Source organism: Pseudomonas sp. NPDC087358, from assembly GCF_044900785.1.
Lineage (GTDB): Bacteria > Pseudomonadota > Gammaproteobacteria > Pseudomonadales > Pseudomonadaceae > Aquipseudomonas.
The window spans coordinates 210,706-230,703 of the sequence record NZ_JBJDOA010000004.1 but is presented as its reverse complement, the minus strand read 5'-3'; the positions used below and the strand labels follow the sequence as shown (position 1 = coordinate 230,703).

Here is a 19,998-nt window from a genome sequence, read left to right as displayed (position 1 = left end):
TGCCATTCCCTCTCATGCGCTAATGATTCGCATTGATGAAGCGGACCTACATTCACTGCTCTTTGCTTGGGCGTCAGGCATCTTTGCGCCGACGTCTCGCCCCCCTCTCTTTCGGGAAATAACAACATGCCCCTGCACCGACCCACCTTCGTGAAAGCCGCTCTGTTTGCCGCCATGGCCTGCGCCAGTGCTGGCGCCTACGCCGACGACGGCATTGTGGTGTACAACGCTCAACATGAAGGCCTGACCAAAGCCTGGGTCGAGGGTTTCAGCAAGGACACCGGGATCAAGGTCACGTTGCGCAATGGCGATGACAGTGAAATGGCCAACCAGATCGTCCAGGAAGGCAAGGCATCGCCGGCCGATGTGTTTCTGACCGAGAACTCCCCTTCGATGGTGCTGGTGGACAACGCCGGTCTGTTCGCCCCGATTGCTCCGACCACGTTGTCCCAGGTGGCCTCGGCCTATCGTCCGGCGCATGGCAACTGGGTCGGCATCGCCGCGCGCTCGACGGTGTTCGTCTACAACAAGGACAAACTGAGTCAGGACACACTGCCCAAGTCGATCCTCGAGCTGGCCGATCCAGGCTGGAAAGGCCGTTGGGCGGCGTCGCCGGCCGGTGCTGACTTCCAGGCGATTGTCGGTGGCATGCTGGCGCTCAAAGGCGAGGCCGCAACGCTTGCCTGGCTCAAGGGCATGAAAGCCAACTTCACGGCTTATCGCGGCAACAGCGCGGTGCTCAAGGCGGTCAACGCCGGGCAGATCGAAAGCGGGGTGATTTTCCACTACTACAGCTTCGTCGATCAGGCCAAGACCGGCGAAAATAGCAAGGACACCGCCCTGCATTACTTCAAGCACAAGGACCCCGGCGCCTTCGTCAGTATCTCCGGTGGCGGCGTACTGGCCTCCAGCAAGCATCCGGAGCAGGCCCAGGCGCTGATCAAGTGGATCACCGGCAAGCAAGGCCAGGCCGAACTCAAGAACGGCAAGTCGTTCGAGTACGCGGTCGGTCAAGGCGCCGAGTCCAATGCCAAACTGGTGCCGCTGGTCGAACTCGACGCCCCGGCGGTTGACGCCTCGAAGCTCGACAGCAAGAAGGTCGTGGAGTTGATGACTCAGGCCGGGCTGCTGTAATCGTGCAACTGGAGCCTTTCTCTACATCCGCTGCAAAGGCTGCCGGGGTCGGTTCGTCCGCCCCGGCAGCATCACGCCGGCGCAACCGTGGCCGGCGACTGGCGCTGTGGATCAGTGGCAGCTCGCTGGTGATTTCGCTGTTGTCTCTGCTGCCGCTGGGGTTTGTGATCTTTATCGCGGTGCAGAGCGGTTGGGGCAGCATCGTGCAGCTGGTGTTTCGGCCCCGGGTTGCGGAGCTGTTGCTCAACACCCTGATGCTGGTGCTGATCACCCTGCCGTTGTGCATTGCGCTGTCGGTAGCGCTGGCCTGGCTGACCGAACGCAGCGATCTGCCGGGACGTCGCCTGTGGTCGTTGCTGGCGACCGCGCCCATTGCCGTACCGGCGTTCGTTCACAGTTACGCCTGGGTCAGCCTGGTGCCTGCGCTGCATGGCCTGCCGGCAGCGGTGCTGGTGTCGGTGCTGGCCTATTTTCCGTTCCTGTATTTGCCGGTCGCGGCCACCCTGAGGCGGCTGGATCCGGCCATCGAAGACGTGGGTCAATCGCTGGGGCTCAAACCGCTGGCGGTGTTCTTTCGGGTGGTCCTGCCGCAGTTGCGCCTGGCCCTGTGTGGCGGCTCATTGCTGATCGGTCTGCACTTGCTGGCCGAGTACGGACTGTTTGCGATGATCCGTTTCGATACCTTTACCACAGCCATCTTCGATCAGTTTCAATCGTCCTTTAACGGCCCGGCGGCGAACATGCTGGCCGGGGTGCTGGCGCTGCTGTGTCTTTCACTGCTGACCCTGGAGTCCGCGGCCCGAGGCAACGCGCGGTATGCCCGGGTGGGTTCGGGCAGCGCCCGCCAACCGCAGCTGCGGCGCCTGTCCCGGGTTGCCACACTGCTGTGCCTGCTGCTGCCGCTGTCGGCGAGCCTGCTGGCCTTGGGCGTGCCCTTGATAACCCTGGCACGCTGGCTGGTTGCCGGCGGCCGGGAGGTGTGGGAGCAGGACGGTTTGCTCGATGCCCTGCAGCAGACCCTGCTGCTGGCATCGGTCGGGGCCGTGCTGATCACCGCCGCGGCGTTTCCCATCGCCTGGTTGTCGATCCGCTCGCCCGGGCGCTTCAACCGGTTGCTGGAAAGTTGCAACTACATCAGCAGTTCGCTGCCGGGGATTGTCGTCGCGCTGGCGCTGGTGACCGTCACCATCAAGGTCGCACGACCGATCTATCAGACCGCGATCACGGTACTGCTGGCGTATCTGCTGATGTTCCTGCCGCGCGCGCTGGTCAGCCTGCGCGCCGGTATCGCCCAGGCGCCGGTGGAGCTTGAGAACATCGCCCGCAGCCTGGGCCGCTCGCCGCTGCAGGCGCTGTGGCTGATCACCCTGCGACTGGCCGCCCCAAGCGCAGCGGCAGGCGCGGCGCTGGTGTTTCTGGCGATCACCAATGAGCTGACGGCCACTTTGCTCCTTGCCCCGAGCGGCACGCGTACCCTGGCCACCGGTTTCTGGGCCATGACCAGCGAGATCGACTACGCCGCTGCCGCGCCCTATGCCTTGATCATGGTACTGCTGTCGCTACCGCTGACTGCCCTTCTCTACCACCAATCCAAACGCACGGCGGGCCGATGAACGCTCTAGAGTTGCATGCCCTTCACAAATCCTTTGGCAATGTGATTGCCCTGGACAACGTCAGCCTGTCGATCCCGGCGGGCAGCCGCACGGCCATCGTCGGGCCGTCGGGCTCTGGCAAGACCACGCTGTTGCGGATGATCGCAGGCTTCGAGTTCCCCGACAGCGGGCGCATCGCCATGCACGGCCAGTGGCTGGTGGATGACGCCCGTGAGGTGGCCGCGCACCAACGCAATATCGGCTACGTGCCGCAGGACGGCGCACTGTTCCCGCACTTGTCGGTGGCGGCCAACATCGGTTTTGGCCTGGCGGGGGATCGCACAGCCAAACGCCAGCGCATCGCCGAGCTGATGGACATGGTCGCTCTGGATGCCTCCATGGGCCAACGCTGGCCCCATGAGTTGTCGGGCGGCCAGCAGCAACGCGTGGCGCTGGCCCGGGCACTGGCACAAAACCCGGCCATCATGCTGCTGGACGAGCCTTTCTCGGCACTGGACACGGGGCTGCGTAGCAGCATGCGCAAGGCGGTGAGCAAACTCTTGTCGGATGCTGGCATCACCACGATTCTGGTCACCCATGACCAGGCCGAAGCGCTGTCGTTTGCCGATCAATTGGCGGTGATGCGTCAGGGCAGGTTGATCCAGGCCGGATCACCGATGCAGTTGTATCGCCACCCGGTGGATGAACAGACCGCCGTGTTTCTGGGCGATGCCATCGTCCTGCCCGCCTGGGTCGAAGGTGATATCGCCACGTGCGAGCTGGGCGAGGTGCCCGTGGTCGAACCGCGCCGACAAGGTGCCGCGCAGATTCTGTTGCGGCCCGAACAACTGACCGTCAGCGCCCTAGACCAGCTGCACGACCCTGCACACAGCAGTGTCGGGCGGGTCACGGACATCGATTTTGCCGGGGGCTCGTGCATTCTGACCCTGGAGCTGGCCGCCAGGACCACCGCCAGCGGTGAACTTATTGCCCACCGCACCCTGAACGTGCGCAACCCCGGCATCAACATCCCGGCCCTGGGCAGCATGGTCAGGCTGTCCACCGCAGGCGAGGCCCACGTCCTGTAAGCGTCTTCAGCCGGTGCTCAGCGGTCGCATCAGCAGCATCGCCAGCGCACAGCCGGCCATTAACACGCAGGTGACGATGAACACGATGGGCATGCCGAAGTGCCCGCCCAGAAACCCGCCGGTCAAGGGCCCCAACACCTGGCCGACGTACTGGCTGGAGGTGGAATAACCGAGCATGCGCCCGGCGACGATGTCCGGCACAGAATGGCGAATGATCGCGGCGATGCACGGCAACAGGCCTCCCAGGGCAATGCCCATCAGAAACCGCAGCCCCACCAGCTGCCACTCGTTGCTGACGAACGCCTGCGGGATCAACAGCACGGCGGCGACGCCGAGGCAGCCAGTCACCACCTTCCAGTGCCCGATGCGGTCGGCCAGTTTGCCGATCCGCGACGCCGACAGCACGCTGGCCAGGGCCGTGGCCGACATCACCACGCCGGCCATCAGCGTCACGTTCCGGGTGTGCAGCTGCTGCAGGTAAACGGTGATGATCGGCTCGATGGACATGATCGAGAACATCACCAGACTGGCCACCACGAACATGATGATCACCGGCTTCTTGTCGGGGATCACCGCCCAGGCTCGCACCGTTGCCGGTTTCGCAGCCCCGGCGGCGCGCTTGGGGCGCGGGGCCTCTTTCATCAGCAACAGCGTGGCCAGGAAGGTCAGGAAGATCACCCCACCCGCCAGAAAGAAGGTGTTGCGGATGCCGATCAGCGGCGGTAACAGACCGCCAATCAAGGGCCCGGCGAGATTGCCGGCCATGATCCCCGATGACAACATGCCCAGCGCCCAGCCCGAGCGCTCCCTGGGTGTCTGGGTGGCGACCAGGATCGTCGCTCCCGATGCGTATCCGCCCAGCAGACCCGCGAGCAGACGCAGGCCGACCAGCTGATAGATGTTTTCCGCCAGACCGATCAGCGACATGGCGATGGCCATGCCCAGGCTTGCGCGAATCAGCATCAATTTGCGCCCATAACGATCGCCCAGCCGCCCCCACAAAGGCGCGGTAAACGCGGCCGATAGAAAGGTCGCGCCGAACGCCACGCCAGACCATTGCACGATTGCCGCGGGGTCGCTGACCCCCAGATGCTCGACGTACAGCGGCAGGAACGGCAGCAGCAAGGTCATGGCGATAATGGTGGTGAACGATCCCAGCACACAAACCGCAAGGTTGCGCTTCCAGTGCTCGTCGACGATGGCAGCCGGCGCTGTTGCGTTCATTTGAACTCCGTGTCTGTTGATGATTGGCACACGGTAGAACGACTTTTCCGATAAATAAAATTCATGTTTTTTATGCCCAGGATTCCAAAGAGGAATACCCGTTCATGTTGCTCGCTGGCCAGTCGCCTTCGGACATTGCCAGGCAAAGGCACGGGTAAATCCATTCGCGCATTTTTTTCACAGCCCGTTCACCCGCCCGCTACTTGCTCACCATTACCTTACCGCTCATGACATTTGAGCAGCGGACGCAATGCGCTGTCCGCCTGTGTTCCCGGTGCGGTCTGTTTCAGGTGATCTTCATGTTGGGTTCGAGTCTGTGGCGCGCGCTGTTCAAGAATCAGGGTAAATATCCGTCCCGCCTGCTCAAGTCGGGTGCGGCGGCGATGATTATCATGACCATGGGTTTCATCCTCTGGCCTGCTACCCCGGCGAAGCTGGAGCTGGCCAATCCGCAATCGAAGGACGCCCTCAGCCTGATGGAGCATTGGCAGCAAGGTGAACTGGTGGTGCTGATCCGCCACGCCGAACGCTGTGATCGCTCCAGCAATCCATGCCTGGGCCCGGCGGACGGAATCACCCGGCTGGGCAGCAGTGAATCGCACCAACTCGGTCTGCAGTACCTGGGCCTGGGTCTTGGCAACACCGACGTGCTCAGCAGCCCGATCACACGGACTGCACAGACGGCGCAATACCTGTTCGACAAGGAGACTGTGACCGAGCAGTGGCTGGCCGACTGCGGGCCAACGATGCGCCACGAGGTCGTGGCGCACAAACACGCCCAGCGCAATCTGATTCTGGTGACCCACAGCGGATGTATCAGCGACTTTGAAAAACAGTCTGGCTATAAACATGCCGGGGCCAGCGAGTACAACAGCTCACTGTTTGTCTGGATCACCGCCAATGGCGTGCTGAAGGTCGTAGGCATCGCCAACATGGAGGACTGGCCAAAGCTGGCCAGGCAGTCGACATCCGGTCGTCAGAACTGACGCATTCCCCAGCACACCGGCACCTGCGTGTGTCGCAACTGGCCGCGTGCGCCACGCATCATGGGCAATGATGACGCCTATCGACAGAGGGGATTTCAAGGCAGACAGACGTAGAACCTAGAATGGCGCTATCAGCAAGCCCGTCGCCCTGTCGCTTGCACTTGGGATACGTTGGAGCGCGCCATGAAAACTGCAGTGTTTGCCGCATTATCGATGATCAGTCTGTTTGCATCGGCCCAGGACAACCCGGTTGTCTCCCCGACCGAGACAGCCAGCGAGGCCCCCTACGATTACTCCCAGGACCTGGACATCGCTAAAGTGGTCCGCATCACCAACGCCAACAATGCAGCCAACCCATGCGGCCCGGTCACGGCACACATGGAATACGTGGACAGCAAAGGTGTCAGCCACAAGCTTCAATACACCCGCCTGGGTGACGGCTGCCAGAGTGGTTGAAAGGCAGACGTCGCCGCAACAATCGCGTTTCGCTTGACCTGACTGCTCTCAGCGTCTGACCGACCCTGGGTGCTCGTCGTCCTGGCCGACCATCAGCATCAGCGCATCGCGCTTGGCCAGCAGATGCTGGCGCAGGATTGCGCTCAAGCGCTTGCCGTCACGCGCCTCCAGCGCCTGGATCATCTGCTCGTGATCATGTACTGCGCGGTCCCACTTCGGTGTCTGCAGGTTGGAGCGAAAACGCAGGGCCTGGATTCGCCAGTTCAAGGCCATATAGGTCTGACGCAGTGCCGAATTGCGCGCCGCCAGATTGATCATGTCGTGAATCGCCCGGTTGCGCTGGTAATAACCGGGCAGGTCATTCTGGTTCTTGCACACCACCATGGCGTAATGCAGCGCCTTGATTTCATCCAGCTCGTCAGCGGTGATGCGCTCGCAGGCCAACTCTCCAGCGAAGGCTTCAAGACCGCTCATCAGCTCGAACGCTTCGCGAATCTCCAGCTCGGACATACGAGCCACGCTGGCCCCACGATTGGGCGAGATTTCGATCAGCCCCTCGGCCGCCAGCACCTTCAATGCTTCGCGCAATGGCGTGCGGGAAATGCCCAGGGTTTCACACAGCTCTCGCTCGTTGAGCTTGGTACCCGCCCCCAGCGTGCCCTCGATGATAAAGCTGCGCAGATGCTCTATCACGGTGTCGTGCAGGCGCTGACGCGCAAGCCTGGGCAACTGCTTCACACCTTCGCTGGTCATCGAGAGTTCTGAATCTTGCATACAAAGTCCTCACTGTAATGCCTGGATACTAAGACAAAAATCCAGGCTCTGCGCCGGAAAATCGGTGCCTGGGTTTATTTTCAGCAATGATTTGACGAAGCCAAATGCGCTGCTAATGTATTTTGCATTCAAAATACAAAAACAGAGGCGCACCATCATGAAACTCGATTTCCACCCTGCCGGCCGTCATTTCCTGCAAATCCCCGGGCCTAGCCCGGTCCCGGATCGCATCCTGCGCGCCATGAGTTACCCCACCATCGACCACCGCGGCCCGGAGTTCGCCGAGCTGGGGCTCAAGGTGCTGGCCGGGATCCAGCAGATTTTCAAGACCACCCAACCGGTGATCATCTATCCCGCGTCCGGGACCGGTGCCTGGGAGGCCGCGCTGTGCAACACCCTGAGCGCGGGTGACAAGGTGCTGATGTTCGAGACCGGCCATTTCGCCACGCTGTGGAAGAAAATGGCCGAGAGCCTGGGGATCGAGCCCGAATTCCTGGGCCTGCCCGGGATCGAAGGTTGGCGCTACGGCGTGGATGCCAGCAAGATCGAGGAGCGGCTGCGCAACGATCCCGGCCACAGCATCAAGGCAGTGTGCGTGGTGCACAACGAAACCAGCACCGGCGTCACCTCCGACATCGCTTCGGTGCGCAAGGCCATCGATGCGGCCGGCCACCCTGCTCTGCTGCTGGTCGACACCATTTCCGGGCTCGCCTCGGCAGACTATCGGCATGACGAATGGGGCGTGGACGTGACGGTGTCCGGCTCGCAGAAAGGCCTGATGCTGCCCCCGGGGATCAGCTTCAACGCGGTCTCGCCCAAGGCTGTCGCCGCCAGCAAATCAGCACGTTTGCCGCGCAGTTTCTGGGCGTGGGACGACATCATCGAGATGAACAAGACCGGCTACTGGCCGTACACCCCCAACACCAATCTGCTGTACGGATTGTCCGAAGCGCTGGACATGATCCTGGGCGAAGGCCTGGACAACGTCTTCGCTCGCCATCACCGCCTGGCCCAGGCCTGCCGCGCCGCCGTCAATGCCTGGGGCCTGCCGATCCAGTGCGCTGATCCTGCGGTCTACAGCCCGGTGCTGACCGGCGTCATGACCCCCGAAGGCATTGATGCCGACCAGGTGCGCAAGGTCATTTACGAGCGCTTCGACATGTCGCTGGGCACCGGCCTTGGCAAGATGAAAGGTCGCATGTTCCGCATCGGCCACCTGGGCGACTGCAACGACCTGACGCTGATGGCGACACTGGCCGGCTGCGAGATGGGCCTGCAGCTGGCCGGGGTCAAACTCAATGGCAGCGGGGTCGCAGCCGCCATGGACTTCATCGGTTCGCAGAAAGTGCCATTTCAGCGATGACCCTGCCACCTTTCGGGCGGCACCTGCCTGCCGCCTGAAGCACGAAGCTTGTACCTGCTCCTGTCCTATCCCGACTCACGCACCGGCTGGTGCGAACAATAAGAAACTGGAGATAGCGTCATGAAACTGTTTCGTCTGCGTCCGACGAGCATGGTGTTACTCATGCTCTGCGTCATGTATTTCATCACCTACCTTGATCGCGTCAACGTCAGCACCGCAGCCTCCGGATTCGGCGCCGAATTCGGCCTGTCCAACACCCAAATCGGCCTGGTGTTCTCTGCCTTCGCCTATCCGTACCTGGTGTTTCAGGTCATCGGCGGCTGGATCAGCGACAAATACGGCGCGCGTCGCACCTTGATTGTCTGCGGTGCCCTGTGGGGCGTGGCGACGGTGCTCACAGGTTTTGCCGGCGGGCTGTTTTCACTGCTCGCCGCGCGCCTGCTGCTGGGCCTTGGAGAAGGCGCCACCTTCCCCGCCGCCACCGCTGCGATGTCGCGCTGGGTGGCCAAGGAAAAACGCGGCTTCGCCCAAGGCATCACCCACTCGGCGGCACGCATCGGCAACGCCGTCGCACCCGCGGCCGTGGTGGCGATCATGGCCGCCTACAGCTGGCGCGCGGCGTTCTTCGTCTGCGGTGCGATCAGCCTGGTCTGGGTGGTGCTCTGGGCTTTCGTCTTCACCGAGCATCCCAAGGATCACCCGCACATCACCCAGGCCGAACTGGCGCTGCTGCCGCCACCCAAGGGCAAGGCGCCGAAAGTGCCGTGGAAAGCCCTGTTCAAACGCATGTTCCCGGTGACCATCGTCTACTTCTGCTATGGCTGGACCTTGTGGCTGTTTCTGTCGTGGATCCCTCAATACTTTCTGCACAGCTACAACATGGACCTGAAGAAATCGGCGATTTTCGCCTCGGCGGTGTTCCTCGCCGGCGTGATCGGCGACACCCTTGGCGGGCTGATCACCGACCGTCTGCTGATCAAGACTAAATGCCTGGAGCGCTCGCGCAGCTGGATGGTATCGATCTGCATGTTCCTGACCCTGGCATGTCTGGTGCCGGTGATGTTCGGCCACAACGCCTATCTGTCGATGGTTTGCCTGGCGGGTGGGTTCTTCTTCGCCGAAATGACCATCGGCCCGATGTGGGCGATCCCGATGGACATCGCGCCGGAGTTCAGCGGCACCGCCAGCGGCATCATGAGCACCGGTTCGGCGGCAGCAGCGATTCTCTCGCCCGTGGTTTCAGGCTATCTGATTGACCGCTACGGCAGCTGGGACCTGCCCTTTGCCGGCAGCATGCTGCTGATGGCGATCGGCGTGGTGCTGGCGTTGCGCATGAAGCCTGAACACAAGTTCGAAAGCCCGGCAGAGGCCAGCGCCGTGGCGGCGAACGACGCCAGACAGCCATCGCCCTCCGTTGTCGTGAGCAAATGAGGTTAGAGTAGAGGTGCTGGCTGCGCGGCTCGACAGTTATCGGCTGCGCAGCGCTTTCCATTCAATTGCATGAAGGAAGTCCCGCGTGAATCATCCGTCTCACCCAGCGAACGTTGCCCAGTTGATCGTCGACGCCATGGCCGCCGGTCAAAAACTCACCGAAATCGTTCCCGAATACGTGCCTGCCGATGCCGCCAGTGCCTATGCCCTGCAACGGGAAATCCTGCGCCTGCGCGATACCACGGTCGGCGGCTGGAAGGTGGGTTCCAAATCCACCAGCGGCGGTCCGATCAATGGCGCACTGCTGCCTGAAGACGGCTTGTTTGCCAGCGGCAGCCAGGTGGAATACGCCGATTACCCCTCGCCGATACTCGAACTGGAAATCGCCTTTCGCCTCAATCGCGCGTTCACCCCACGGGATGAGCCGTACTCCGATGAAGAAGTGCGCGCCAGCATCGGCCACATGGGCACCACCATCGAGGTGGTTTCCAGCCGCTTTGCCGCCTGGCCAAAGATCGAGCCACTGTTGGCACTGGGCGATCTGCTCAACCATGGTGCGTTGATCGTCGGCGAGTTTGTGCCGTACGACGAAAACTTCCCGTTCATCGAACCGGCGCTGAGCTTCACCTATGCCGGCGAAGACATCGTGCCCGGCGACGGCGCTAATCCAGCCGGCGACCCGCGTCGTTTGCTGGCGTGGGTGGTCAATCACCACACGCAGAACGGTCAGAGCGTGACGCCCGACCTGGTGATTACTACAGGTTCCTACACCGGCATGTACCTGACCAAGGGGCCGGGACTGGCGCAGGGCGAAATACGTGGCCTGCCGCCGATCGAAATGGAGCTGATCTGAGCCTGAACGGTTCGCGGCGCTGCGCCGGTTGCCGGGCGGGTACGATCCTGTAGCAGTGAGCTCGCTCGCGATGGCGTTCGACCAGCCAAGCGCATCGTCTGCACGCTTGTCGCGAGCAAGCTCACTCCCACAGGGGCTCGAGGGCAAACCGGCGTCCAGCTCAGCCCTGCTTCCAGTACCCCGGGCGGTTGTACACCTCCTTGAGAAATGCGATGAAAAACCGCACCTTGGCCGGCAGGTAATGCTGCTGCGGGTACACCCCCTGAATGTCGTAGCTGGGCAGCGCGAAATCGTCCAGCACGGTCACTAGCGCGCCGCATTCGATCTCGTTCTGGATCTCCCAGGTCGATCGCCAGCACAGGCCCAGGCCGCGAATCGCCCAGTCATACAGCAGCTCGCCGTCGTTGCAGTAAAGATTGCCCGCGACTTTGATCGCCACCGGCTTGCCGTCGCGCTGGAAGGTCCAGCCGCGGTGCTGGCCACCCTGCAGGTTGAAGGTCAGGCAGTTGTGCTCGGCAAGATCTTCCAAAGTCTGCGGCAGGCCGTGTTCGGCGAAATAGTGCGGCGAGCCGCAGACCACGCGCTTGTTGGCGTACAGCCTGATGGCCACATAGTTGGGGTCGAGCACTTCACCAATGCGGATGCTCATGTCGTAACCCTCGCGCACCAGATCGACCACGTTGTCGGTCAGGTTGAACGACAGCTGCAGGTCCGGGAAGCGCGCCTGAAACTCAGGCGCATGAGGCGCCACATGCTGGCGCCCGAACCCGGCAGGCGCCGAGACCACCAGATGCCCGCGTACGCTGCTTTCGTTTTCGCTGATGCTGGCGTCCAGCTCGTCGAACGATTGCAGGACCAGCTTGGCGTTTTCCAGATACGACTCGCCGGCATCGGTCAGGGTCAGGCCACGGGTGGACCGGTGGATCAGCTTCACCCCCAGGCGCTCCTCCAGCGCGCTGAGGCGCCGTCCCATGATCACCGGCGTCACGCCCTCCACCAGCGCTGCGGCGGCAAAACTGCCGCGGCTGGCCACCAGGACATAGCTGCGCAATTCCGTATAACGGTCCATTCGATACTCCTGATACCGATAGAACGGATAAAAACAGCCATTCACAAAACATGCGAATCAAATCAGGCTGCTTACGTAGAAAAACAATAAAGCTACGTACAAAAACTATCGAGTCGAGGAGACTAACAAATGACCATCATGAGAGCCATCGAAGCCGCCGTTCTGGTGATGCGTCGCGAAGGGGTCGATACCGCTTTCGGTATCCCCGGCGCTGCCATCAACCCGCTGTACGCCGCATTCAAGAAACTGGGCGGCATCGACCACGTGCTGGCGCGCCACGTCGAAGGCGCCTCACACATGGCCGAGGGTTACACCCGCGCCATCGCCGGCAACATCGGTGTCTGCATCGGTACGTCCGGCCCGGCCGGCACCGACATGATCACCGGTCTGTATTCGGCCTCTGCCGACTCGATCCCGATCCTGTGCATCACCGGGCAAGCGCCACGTGCGCGTATGCACAAGGAAGATTTCCAGGCGGTCGACATCGCCAGCATCGCAGCCCCCGTCGCCAAATGGGCGACTACCGTCATGGAACCGGGCCAGGTGCCTTACGTGTTCCAGAAAGCCTTCCAGCTGATGCGCAGCGGCCGTCCGGGCCCGGTGCTGATCGACCTGCCATTCGATGTGCAGATGGCCGAGATCGAATTCGATATCGACGCCTACGAACCGCTGCCGGTGATCAAGCCGCAAGCCAGCCGCAACCAGGTGGAAAAGGCCCTGGCGATGCTCAACGCTTCGGAACGGCCGTTGATCGTCGCCGGTGGCGGCATCATCAATGCCGACGCCTCTGAGGCACTGGTGGAGTTCGCCGAGCTGACCGGCATCCCGGTCATCCCGACGTTGATGGGCTGGGGCACGATCCCCGACGATCACCCGCAAATGGCCGGCATGGTCGGCTTGCAGACCTCCCATCGTTACGGCAACGCGACGATGCTCGAGTCCGACATGGTGCTGGGCATCGGCAACCGCTGGGCCAACCGTCATACCGGCACGGTGTCGGTGTACAGCGAGGGCCGCAAGTTCATTCACGTCGACATCGAGCCGACGCAGATCGGCCGCGTGCTGACCCCGGATCTGGGCATCGTCTCCGACGCCGGTGCTGCCCTTGCGATGTTCCTTGAAGTGGCGCGTGAATGGCACACCGCAGGCAAGCTCAAGAACCGCAGCACCTGGCTTGCCAGCTGCCAGGAACGCAAGCGCACGATGCAGCGCAAGACCCACTACGAAGACATCCCGGTCAAGCCGCAACGCGTCTACGAGGAAATGAACCAGTACTTTGGCAAGGACACCTGCTACATCAGCACCATCGGCCTGTCGCAGATCGCCGGGGCACAGTTCCTCCACGTCTACAAGCCGCGCCACTGGATCAACTGTGGCCAGGCAGGCCCCCTGGGGTGGACCATTCCGGCAGCGCTGGGCGTGGCCAAGGCCGACCCGGCGCGCCAGGTCGTCGCGCTGTCCGGCGACTACGACTTCCAGTTCATGATCGAAGAACTGGCGGTCGGCGCGCAGTTCAAGCTGCCGTACATCCACGTGGTGGTGAACAACTCTTACCTGGGCCTGATCCGTCAGGCGCAGCGCAATTTCGACATCGACTACTGCGTGCAGCTGGCGTTCGACAACATCAACGCGCCGGAGCTCGAAGGCTATGGCGTGGACCACGTGGCAGTGGCCGAAGGTCTGGGCTGCAAGGCGATCCGGGTCACCGATCCGGCGCATATCCAGGCAGCGTTCGCCGAGGCCACCAGCCTGATGCAGCAGCACCGCGTGCCGGTGGTGGTCGAGATCATCCTGGAGCGGGTAACCAACATCGCCATGGGCACTGAGATCAACGCGATCAACGAATTCGAATCGCTGGCCGAAAACCGTGCCGACGCCCCTACCGCCATCAGTCTGCTGGATTGATCGCCGACCACAACCAGGAGTCTGCCATGCCACGTTTATGCGCCAACCTGTCCATGCTGTTCACCGAGGTGGACTTTCTGCAACGCTTCGGAGCGGCCGCCAACGCCGGTTTCAGCGGCGTCGAGTACCTGTTCCCGTACGACTTCAGTTCGGCACAGATCAAGTCCGAACTGGACGCCAACGGCCTGACCCAGGTGCTGTTCAACCTGCCGGCCGGGGACTGGGCCAAGGGCGAGCGCGGCATCGCCTGCCACCCGGACCGGGTCGAGGAGTTCTACGCCGGGGTCGACCTGGCGATTGCCTACGCCAAGGTGCTGGGCAATACCCAGATCAACTGCCTGGCCGGCATCAAGCCGCAGGGTTTCGATGATGCGCTGATCGAGAAGACCTTCGTCGACAACCTCAAGTACGCCGCCGACCGGCTGCAGGCCCAGGGTATCGATCTGGTGATGGAGATGATCAACACCCTGGACATCCCGGGCTTCTACCTGAACACCACGGCCCAGGCCCTGGCCATCCGGGACAAGGTCGGCAGCCGCAACCTGTCGCTGCAGTACGACATCTACCACATGCAGATCATGGAGGGCGACCTGGCCCGCACCCTCGAAAAAAACCTGCCGGTGATCCGTCATGTGCAACTGGCTGACAACCCTGGGCGGCACGAACCGGGCACCGGTGAAATCAACTACGGCTTTCTGTTCGGGCACCTGGACAAGTTGGGCTATCGGGGCTGGATCGGCTGTGAATACAAGCCGCTGACCACCACCGAAGCAGGCCTGGGCTGGTTGAAGACCCATAACCTGATCTAAGAGCCTATGCAAATCTGCTTCTGCCCGGAGGCCCTGGCAACCCCCCGGCGGCTCCCACGGCCTCCGGGCAGAATCAAAGCAGGATTGCAGCAACGACAGAATTCAGCGAACACCTACACCGCGTTCGCCTCTCTAACAAAAAAGGAACCTCTCATGGCTAACATCGGATTCATCGGCACCGGCATCATGGGCCTGCCCATGGCAGAAAACCTGCAAAAAGCAGGTCATCAACTGATTCTCTCCAGGCACTTCACCGCGCCTCCCGCTTCACTGGTCGAGGGCGGTGCCACGGTGCTGGGCAACCCGCGTGAAGTGGCCCAGGAAGCCGAGTTCATCATCGTCATGCTGCCCGACACCCCGCAGGTCAACGAGGTGCTGTTTGGCGACAATGGCCTCAGTGAAGGCACGGGCGCTGGCAAGGTGGTGATCGACATGAGCTCGATCTCGCCGTCAGCCACCAAAGCCTTCGCCGAAAAGATCAGCGCCACCGGCGCGCAATACCTCGATGCTCCTGTCTCCGGTGGTGAGGTCGGTGCCAAGGCGGCCACCCTGAGCATCATGGTCGGCGGTAATCAGGGTACGTTTGATCGCGCCCTGCCGCTGTTCCAGACCATGGGCAAGAACATCACGCTGGTGGGCGGCAACGGTGATGGCCAGACCGCCAAGGTAGCCAACCAGATCATCGTCGCCCTGAATATTCAGGCGGTGGCCGAGGCGCTGCTGTTCGCTTCGAAAAACGGCGCAGACCCGGCCAAGGTGCGTGAAGCCTTGATGGGCGGCTTTGCCTCGTCGAAGATTCTTGAAGTCCATGGCGAACGCATGATCAAGGGCACATTCAACCCTGGCTTCCGCATTTCCCTGCATCAGAAGGATTTGAATCTGGCGCTCGAAGGCGCACGCGAATTGGGCCTTAACCTGCCCAATACGGCGAACGCGCAACAGGTGTTCAGCACCTGCGCGGCACTGGGTGGCAGCGGCTGGGACCACTCGGGGCTGATCAAGGGGCTGGAGCACATGTCCAACTTCTCGATCCGCGGTGATCACCAACCGGATTGATCTGACGTCTGTAGCAGCACGGCTTGCCGGCGGTGGCGATCTTGAAGACCTCACCGCCGGCAAGCCGTGTCTGTTTTCAGCGTGGAGCCACAGCCCGGGATCAGAACACGTTGATCGGGTAATCGGCGATCAGACGCAGTTCGTTGTTATCCCCTTCGGCCTGATCGGCGTTGGCGCGGTGGAACGACTGGCGCATGCGCAGCGCCAGGTTTTTCACCGGACCGGACTGAACCACGTACTTGGCTTCCAGATCGGTTTCGTGGTGCTTGCCGTCCTCACCATAGCCATAGTTGACGTAAGTGCTGTTGGAAGGCATGTGCGAACCGTCGATGTCGTCACCGGTGATATAGCGCGCCATGAAACTAAGGCCAGGCACGCCATAGCTGGCCATGTTCAAGTCATAACGCGCCTGCCAGGATTTTTCGCCCGGCCCGTTGAAGTCCGAATATTGAACGGAGTTGGCGAGGAAGATCGAGTCCGCGGTATCGCCTGGGCCGTTAATCCCGAAGGCCACGTAGTCGAACGGTGTATCGCCATGAACTTTCTGATAAGCCAGGGTGATCGTGTGAGCGGTGAGGAATGAGTAAGCGGCTGCCAGCGACCAGGTGGTGTTACTGATATCACCGGCTTTGGCGGAGCCTGCGTCATTGGTGCGATAGATGTTGAAGTCGAAGTTGACCGACTGATCACCGGTGATGGCCTGGGTGAAGTTGATATTGCCGTAGTACTGGTCCCAGACATCCTTGAGGTTGGAGCCGTACAGGCTCGCCGTCAGATTGTCATTGAACGCGTACTTGCCACCTGCGTAATCGATACTCGATGCCGTTACACCGGCATAAGAGGCATAGATGTCATGGTCGTGATCGGTGGTGACCGGACCGTTACCGCCGGTGAAGTGACCGCCATCGAGTTCCAGCCCGGCAATGTCGCTGCTCAGCAGGTTAAACCCGGTTGCCGTTTGCGGGAACAGTCGTGAACCGCCTGCGCCGAACACCGGCGCGGTCGGCATCAGGTCGCCATAGCGCAGTTCAGTCTTGGAGATGCGCATTTTGATCGCACCGCCTGCGGTGCCGTATTGGTCTTGTGGATCGCCATGGCGGTCAACCGGCAAGTTGCCAGTGCCTGCGGTGCCGGCGCCGCCGTCGAGCTTGATGCCCCAGTACCCGTAGGCGTCGACCCCAAATCCGACCGTGCCTTGAGTGAAACCGGAGCTGAAATTACCCAGCACGCCCTGGGTCCAGTCCTTGCGGTCACCGCCGCCATTCTTGCCATCGCGATTGAAGTAATAGTTTTTGAGATGAACCGTGAGGCTGCTGTCTTCGACAAAACCCTTGGCTTCTGATTGGTCGCCGACCACCCCTGCCGTTGCCAGTTGACTCACGCCCAGCGAAACCGCGAGCGTCACGAGGTTCCATTTCACAAACGTCATTGTTTTCCCCTGTCTCAATTAAGGCCCAACGTTTCGCACGCGCCGAAATACAGGGCATCTTCCTGATTCAGGCAAAGTTCGAAACGGTGGAATACGCGCTGTGGCAGATGAGCTAAATAGATCAACACCGTCATTGAAACTCACGGTAAGACGACAGGCTTTGGGCCCATTTCTTTATTCTGTATTCAAGCGCATGACGCTTCAGTTTCCGCAGGGTGTGCTCCCCTGACCGAAAAAACTTTTAGCATTTTTCCGCCCAGCGGTTCATGAATGGGACGTGATAGTCACTATCGATTATCGTAATAGTTCAATTCATCCAAGCAGTGTTACCGTTGTCGGCGATGAAGAACACGACTCAAGGGCCTGATGAATCCGCAGCATCAGGTCATCGAATCCTGCTCCACTTCATCATTCCTTTGGTAAGACTTTTTAGCCACCCCACGTCAGTGCGGTGGCTTTTTTTATTAAAACTTTCTTCATGTTGCTTGCACTATCCGGTTAATCCAGCCAGCACTGCGCAATAATCCCTTAGTTGCTCATTTTGCCAATGGCAGAATCAGGCAATTATGCCGGTCATGCAGACCTCGTATTACCGAACATCGGTAGCCACTGAACGATCGTTCAATTAATCTGCACGCCTGTCTCATTGTCTGCTGGAGCTTGCGTGGAATCCGATGGCCGCAAATTTCGTCGCGCTGAACCTGACGAACGTCGTGACCTGCTCGTCGCTGCGGCACTCAAGTGCCTGGCCGATGCTGGCCATGCGGGTATCTCGGTGCGCCGTATCGCCAGGCAGGCCGGAGTGTCGGTCGGTTTGCTCAACCATCATTTCGGCGGCATCGATGCGCTGGTCGCCGAGGCGTATCAGAAGCTTTCGCTGGACCTCACACACTCGCTGCAGCTGGAAGTGGACAAGGCGCAATCGGCCGCCGATCGGCTGGACGCGTTCCTCGTAGGTTCGTTCTCCTCCCGCGTGCTGGACCCGGCCCTGCTGAGTGTGTGGGTGGTGTTCTGGAGCCTGATCCGTCATTCCCCCTGCGTGAACGATGCGCACGAAAAAGGCTACGGTGCCTATCGCAGCCTGGTCGAACGATTGCTCGTCGCGCTCGCCGCAGAGGAAGGCTTTGCCCTGGATGACGCCCCGTTGGCGGCGATCGGCCTGTCGGCCATGCTTGATGGACTGTGGCTGGAATGGTGCCTGAACCCGGCCACCTTCAGCGCCGACAACGGCCTGCTGATCTGCCGCCGCTGGGTCAATGGATTACGTCGTGGCGCATTCAGCGACTGACTGACTGACTGACTGACGCTGCCGGCAGCCAACCGTGCCGCGAAAGAGCGGCGATCTACAGCGCATTACACTTGAGCGTCGGCCCATCGAGCCCCTTCACAAACCCCACGATCCGCTCGCAGGCCTGAGCCAGTTGGTCTTCCCCCAGGGTGAACGACAGCCGCACGAAGCCCTGGGCCGGCTCGCCAAAGGCTGCGGCATCGAGCACCGACACGCCCGCCTCGCGAAACAACCGCCAGGCAAATTCCAGCGAACCAAGGCCGGTGCCGCGTACATCCACCAGCACAAACATGCCGGCATCAGGCTTGAGCACTGCAAGGCCCGGGCAATCGCTCAACCGCGCAACCACCAGGTCGCGGCGCCGCCGATAGAGGTCGCGCATCCCGCCGGTCACCTGATCGTGCGCCAGAACCGCAGCCAGCGCCCCCTCCATGACGAAGCCGGGCAAGCCATACAACATGCTCAGTGCCAGGTTTTCGGCATGGCCAATCAACTCGGCGTCGGCGACCATCCAGCCCATCCGCCAACCGGTCATGGCATGCGACTTGGACAGGCTGCCGATGACCACGCAACGCGTCTCCATGCCCGGCAGACTGGCCAGGCTTTCATGCTCGCGCTCGTAGCAAAGGCTTTCGTAGACCTCATCGACCACCACCCAGAGGTCATGGGCGACGGCCAGATCGGCAATGATCTGCAACTCCTCGCGATCGAGCACCACCCCTGTCGGGTTGTTGGGGTTGGAGAGAAAAATCGCCCGGGTACGGTCGGTGATGACGCTGGTGAGCGCGTGCGGGCTCAGACGAAAACCCGAATCGGCGTCACAGGTCGCTCGCACCAGCGTGGCGCCGGATGCCCTGAGCGTCGCTTCATAGGTGACATACATCGGATCGAGGACAACCACTTCGTCCCCTGCCTGCAGTAGACACAGGGACGCCACGAACAAGGCGTTCTGCGCTCCGGCGACAGCAATGACGTTGTCCGCCGTGACCGCGCGACCGAGTTTTGCCCGATAACGCTCGGCGATGGCCTGGCGCAGCCTGGGTCGTCCAGGAATGTCTGCGTAATGCGTGTCGCCGGCGCGCAGTGCGCGGATCGCGGCGTCGGTAATGAAATCGGGCGTGGCGAAATCCGGATCGCCGATGCTCAGAATGATCACGTCCTGGCCATCTCGCTGGGCTTCGAAGGCCGCATGATGGATATCCCAGGCAGCCACGCCGTGGCCGGAAATTCGCTCGACGAACGGTGAAAAACGCATGCCTTGGCCTCTGCAAAACGGAAATGACGGAGCGTCACAGACAGACCTGCGACATCCGGTGGAGGGTCAACATAGTTCAAACTGAACACTCGTTCAATAGCGCGCAGATCGGTCTTTAACGCTTCTCCTGCGTGAGCAATGGCTGCGCGCCACAATGTCAGGCAACGCGTCATTGGTCGCTGGGAAAAATCCTCTGCTGCCTGTCGAATAAACGCTGCGGCTCAGGTGTTCATTACTCAGACGCTCACGAATGTATCGACGCCCGTGCCTATCCACCGCCGCAATG

16 protein-coding genes and 1 pseudogene are annotated in these 19,998 nt (G+C 61.4%); 12 read left to right on the top strand and 5 right to left on the bottom strand.

What is annotated here, in order from left to right; genetic code table 11:
* Positions 1 to 126: 126 nt before the first annotated feature.
* The 3 genes from ACI2KS_RS11115 (at position 127) to ACI2KS_RS11105 (ending at position 3,814) form a co-directional block, all read left to right on the top strand.
* The gene (locus tag ACI2KS_RS11115; protein WP_404620024.1) at positions 127 to 1,134 is read left to right on the top strand and encodes an iron ABC transporter substrate-binding protein; all 1,008 of its coding nucleotides are present in this window, start codon (positions 127 to 129) and stop codon (positions 1,132 to 1,134) included.
* A gap of 98 nt (positions 1,135 to 1,232) precedes the next feature.
* Positions 1,233 to 2,747, top strand: a complete 1,515-nt coding sequence (locus tag ACI2KS_RS11110; protein ID WP_404620698.1) for an ABC transporter permease — start codon at positions 1,233 to 1,235, stop codon at positions 2,745 to 2,747.
* A complete protein-coding gene (locus ACI2KS_RS11105) occupies positions 2,744 to 3,814 on the top strand; it encodes an ABC transporter ATP-binding protein (protein WP_404620022.1) in 1,071 nt (356 codons plus the stop codon). The genes ACI2KS_RS11110 and ACI2KS_RS11105 overlap by 4 nt, the downstream gene beginning before the upstream one ends.
* 6 nt (positions 3,815 to 3,820) lie before the next feature.
* Here ACI2KS_RS11105 and ACI2KS_RS11100 read toward each other — a convergent pair whose 3' ends face one another.
* A complete protein-coding gene (locus tag ACI2KS_RS11100; protein ID WP_404620020.1) occupies positions 3,821 to 5,038 on the bottom strand; it encodes an MFS transporter in 1,218 nt (405 codons plus the stop codon).
* Positions 5,039 to 5,337: 299 nt separating this feature from the next.
* Here ACI2KS_RS11100 and ACI2KS_RS11095 point away from each other — a divergent pair, with 299 nt between their 5' ends.
* Both ACI2KS_RS11095 and ACI2KS_RS11090 read left to right on the top strand, forming a co-directional pair.
* Complete coding sequence (locus ACI2KS_RS11095) at positions 5,338 to 6,024, top strand: histidine phosphatase family protein (RefSeq protein ID WP_404620018.1); 687 nt, start codon at positions 5,338 to 5,340, stop codon at positions 6,022 to 6,024.
* Positions 6,025 to 6,207: 183 nt separating this feature from the next.
* Positions 6,208 to 6,480, top strand: coding sequence for a DUF2790 domain-containing protein (locus tag ACI2KS_RS11090; protein ID WP_404620016.1), 273 nt, complete (start codon positions 6,208 to 6,210; stop codon positions 6,478 to 6,480).
* A gap of 48 nt (positions 6,481 to 6,528) precedes the next feature.
* Here ACI2KS_RS11090 and ACI2KS_RS11085 read toward each other — a convergent pair whose 3' ends face one another.
* Positions 6,529 to 7,254 (bottom strand): GntR family transcriptional regulator, encoded by a 726-nt coding sequence (locus tag ACI2KS_RS11085; RefSeq protein ID WP_404620014.1) that lies wholly within the window; start codon positions 7,252 to 7,254, stop codon positions 6,529 to 6,531.
* 157 nt (positions 7,255 to 7,411) lie between these two features.
* On the opposite strand from ACI2KS_RS11085, the gene ACI2KS_RS11080 reads away from it, so the two are divergent.
* The 3 genes from ACI2KS_RS11080 (at position 7,412) to ACI2KS_RS11070 (ending at position 10,901) form a co-directional block, all read left to right on the top strand.
* Positions 7,412 to 8,617 (top strand): pyridoxal-phosphate-dependent aminotransferase family protein, encoded by a 1,206-nt coding sequence (locus tag ACI2KS_RS11080; protein WP_404620012.1) that lies wholly within the window; start codon positions 7,412 to 7,414, stop codon positions 8,615 to 8,617.
* A gap of 120 nt (positions 8,618 to 8,737) precedes the next feature.
* Positions 8,738 to 10,048, top strand: coding sequence for an MFS transporter (locus ACI2KS_RS11075; protein ID WP_404620010.1), 1,311 nt, complete (start codon positions 8,738 to 8,740; stop codon positions 10,046 to 10,048).
* A gap of 85 nt (positions 10,049 to 10,133) precedes the next feature.
* The gene (locus ACI2KS_RS11070; protein WP_404620008.1) at positions 10,134 to 10,901 is read left to right on the top strand and encodes a 2-keto-4-pentenoate hydratase; all 768 of its coding nucleotides are present in this window, start codon (positions 10,134 to 10,136) and stop codon (positions 10,899 to 10,901) included.
* A gap of 160 nt (positions 10,902 to 11,061) precedes the next feature.
* On the opposite strand, the gene ACI2KS_RS11065 is transcribed toward ACI2KS_RS11070, so the two are convergent.
* Positions 11,062 to 11,970: a LysR family transcriptional regulator gene (locus ACI2KS_RS11065; protein WP_404620006.1), complete on the bottom strand. Its 909-nt coding sequence runs from the start codon at positions 11,968 to 11,970 to the stop codon at positions 11,062 to 11,064.
* 129 nt (positions 11,971 to 12,099) lie between these two features.
* Here ACI2KS_RS11065 and gcl point away from each other — a divergent pair, with 129 nt between their 5' ends.
* The 3 genes from gcl (at position 12,100) to ACI2KS_RS11050 (ending at position 15,740) form a co-directional block, all read left to right on the top strand.
* Positions 12,100 to 13,875, top strand: a complete 1,776-nt coding sequence (gcl, locus tag ACI2KS_RS11060; RefSeq protein WP_404620004.1) for a glyoxylate carboligase — start codon at positions 12,100 to 12,102, stop codon at positions 13,873 to 13,875.
* Positions 13,876 to 13,901: 26 nt separating this feature from the next.
* Positions 13,902 to 14,684: a hydroxypyruvate isomerase gene (gene hyi / locus ACI2KS_RS11055; protein WP_404620002.1), complete on the top strand. Its 783-nt coding sequence runs from the start codon at positions 13,902 to 13,904 to the stop codon at positions 14,682 to 14,684.
* Positions 14,685 to 14,837: 153 nt separating this feature from the next.
* Entirely contained in the window at positions 14,838 to 15,740 is a 903-nt protein-coding gene (locus ACI2KS_RS11050) for a 2-hydroxy-3-oxopropionate reductase (protein ID WP_404620000.1), read from the top strand.
* A gap of 100 nt (positions 15,741 to 15,840) precedes the next feature.
* On the opposite strand, the gene ACI2KS_RS11045 is transcribed toward ACI2KS_RS11050, so the two are convergent.
* Positions 15,841 to 17,169, bottom strand: coding sequence for an OprD family porin (locus tag ACI2KS_RS11045; RefSeq protein WP_404619998.1), 1,329 nt, complete (start codon positions 17,167 to 17,169; stop codon positions 15,841 to 15,843).
* A gap of 664 nt (positions 17,170 to 17,833) precedes the next feature.
* Here ACI2KS_RS11045 and ACI2KS_RS11040 point away from each other — a divergent pair.
* Complete coding sequence (locus tag ACI2KS_RS11040) at positions 17,834 to 18,457, top strand: TetR family transcriptional regulator C-terminal domain-containing protein (protein WP_404619996.1); 624 nt, start codon at positions 17,834 to 17,836, stop codon at positions 18,455 to 18,457.
* An 82-nt stretch (positions 18,458 to 18,539) separates the two neighbouring features.
* Here the strand turns inward: ACI2KS_RS11040 and ACI2KS_RS11035 are convergent.
* A pseudogene (locus ACI2KS_RS11035) lies at positions 18,540 to 19,712 on the bottom strand (pyridoxal phosphate-dependent aminotransferase); the annotation flags it as partial.
* Positions 19,713 to 19,998 lie beyond the last annotated feature (286 nt).

Bases quoted from the DNA above. Each gene is read 5' to 3' on its own strand.
- ACI2KS_RS11085 (WP_404620014.1), bottom strand. From the start codon at position 7,254: ATGCAAGATTCAGAACTCTCGATGACCAGCGAAGGTGTGAAGCAGTTG.
- ACI2KS_RS11105 (WP_404620022.1), top strand. From the start codon at position 2,744: ATGAACGCTCTAGAGTTGCATGCCCTTCACAAATCCTTTGGCAATGTG.
- ACI2KS_RS11045 (WP_404619998.1), bottom strand. From the start codon at position 17,169: ATGACGTTTGTGAAATGGAACCTCGTGACGCTCGCGGTTTCGCTGGGC.
- ACI2KS_RS11080 (WP_404620012.1), top strand. From the start codon at position 7,412: ATGAAACTCGATTTCCACCCTGCCGGCCGTCATTTCCTGCAAATCCCC.
- ACI2KS_RS11065 (WP_404620006.1), bottom strand. From the start codon at position 11,970: ATGGACCGTTATACGGAATTGCGCAGCTATGTCCTGGTGGCCAGCCGC.
- ACI2KS_RS11090 (WP_404620016.1), top strand. From the start codon at position 6,208: ATGAAAACTGCAGTGTTTGCCGCATTATCGATGATCAGTCTGTTTGCA.
- ACI2KS_RS11100 (WP_404620020.1), bottom strand. From the start codon at position 5,038: ATGAACGCAACAGCGCCGGCTGCCATCGTCGACGAGCACTGGAAGCGC.
- ACI2KS_RS11115 (WP_404620024.1), top strand. From the start codon at position 127: ATGCCCCTGCACCGACCCACCTTCGTGAAAGCCGCTCTGTTTGCCGCC.
- ACI2KS_RS11095 (WP_404620018.1), top strand. From the start codon at position 5,338: ATGTTGGGTTCGAGTCTGTGGCGCGCGCTGTTCAAGAATCAGGGTAAA.
- hyi (WP_404620002.1), top strand. From the start codon at position 13,902: ATGCCACGTTTATGCGCCAACCTGTCCATGCTGTTCACCGAGGTGGAC.
- ACI2KS_RS11075 (WP_404620010.1), top strand. From the start codon at position 8,738: ATGAAACTGTTTCGTCTGCGTCCGACGAGCATGGTGTTACTCATGCTC.
- ACI2KS_RS11050 (WP_404620000.1), top strand. From the start codon at position 14,838: ATGGCTAACATCGGATTCATCGGCACCGGCATCATGGGCCTGCCCATG.
- gcl (WP_404620004.1), top strand. From the start codon at position 12,100: ATGACCATCATGAGAGCCATCGAAGCCGCCGTTCTGGTGATGCGTCGC.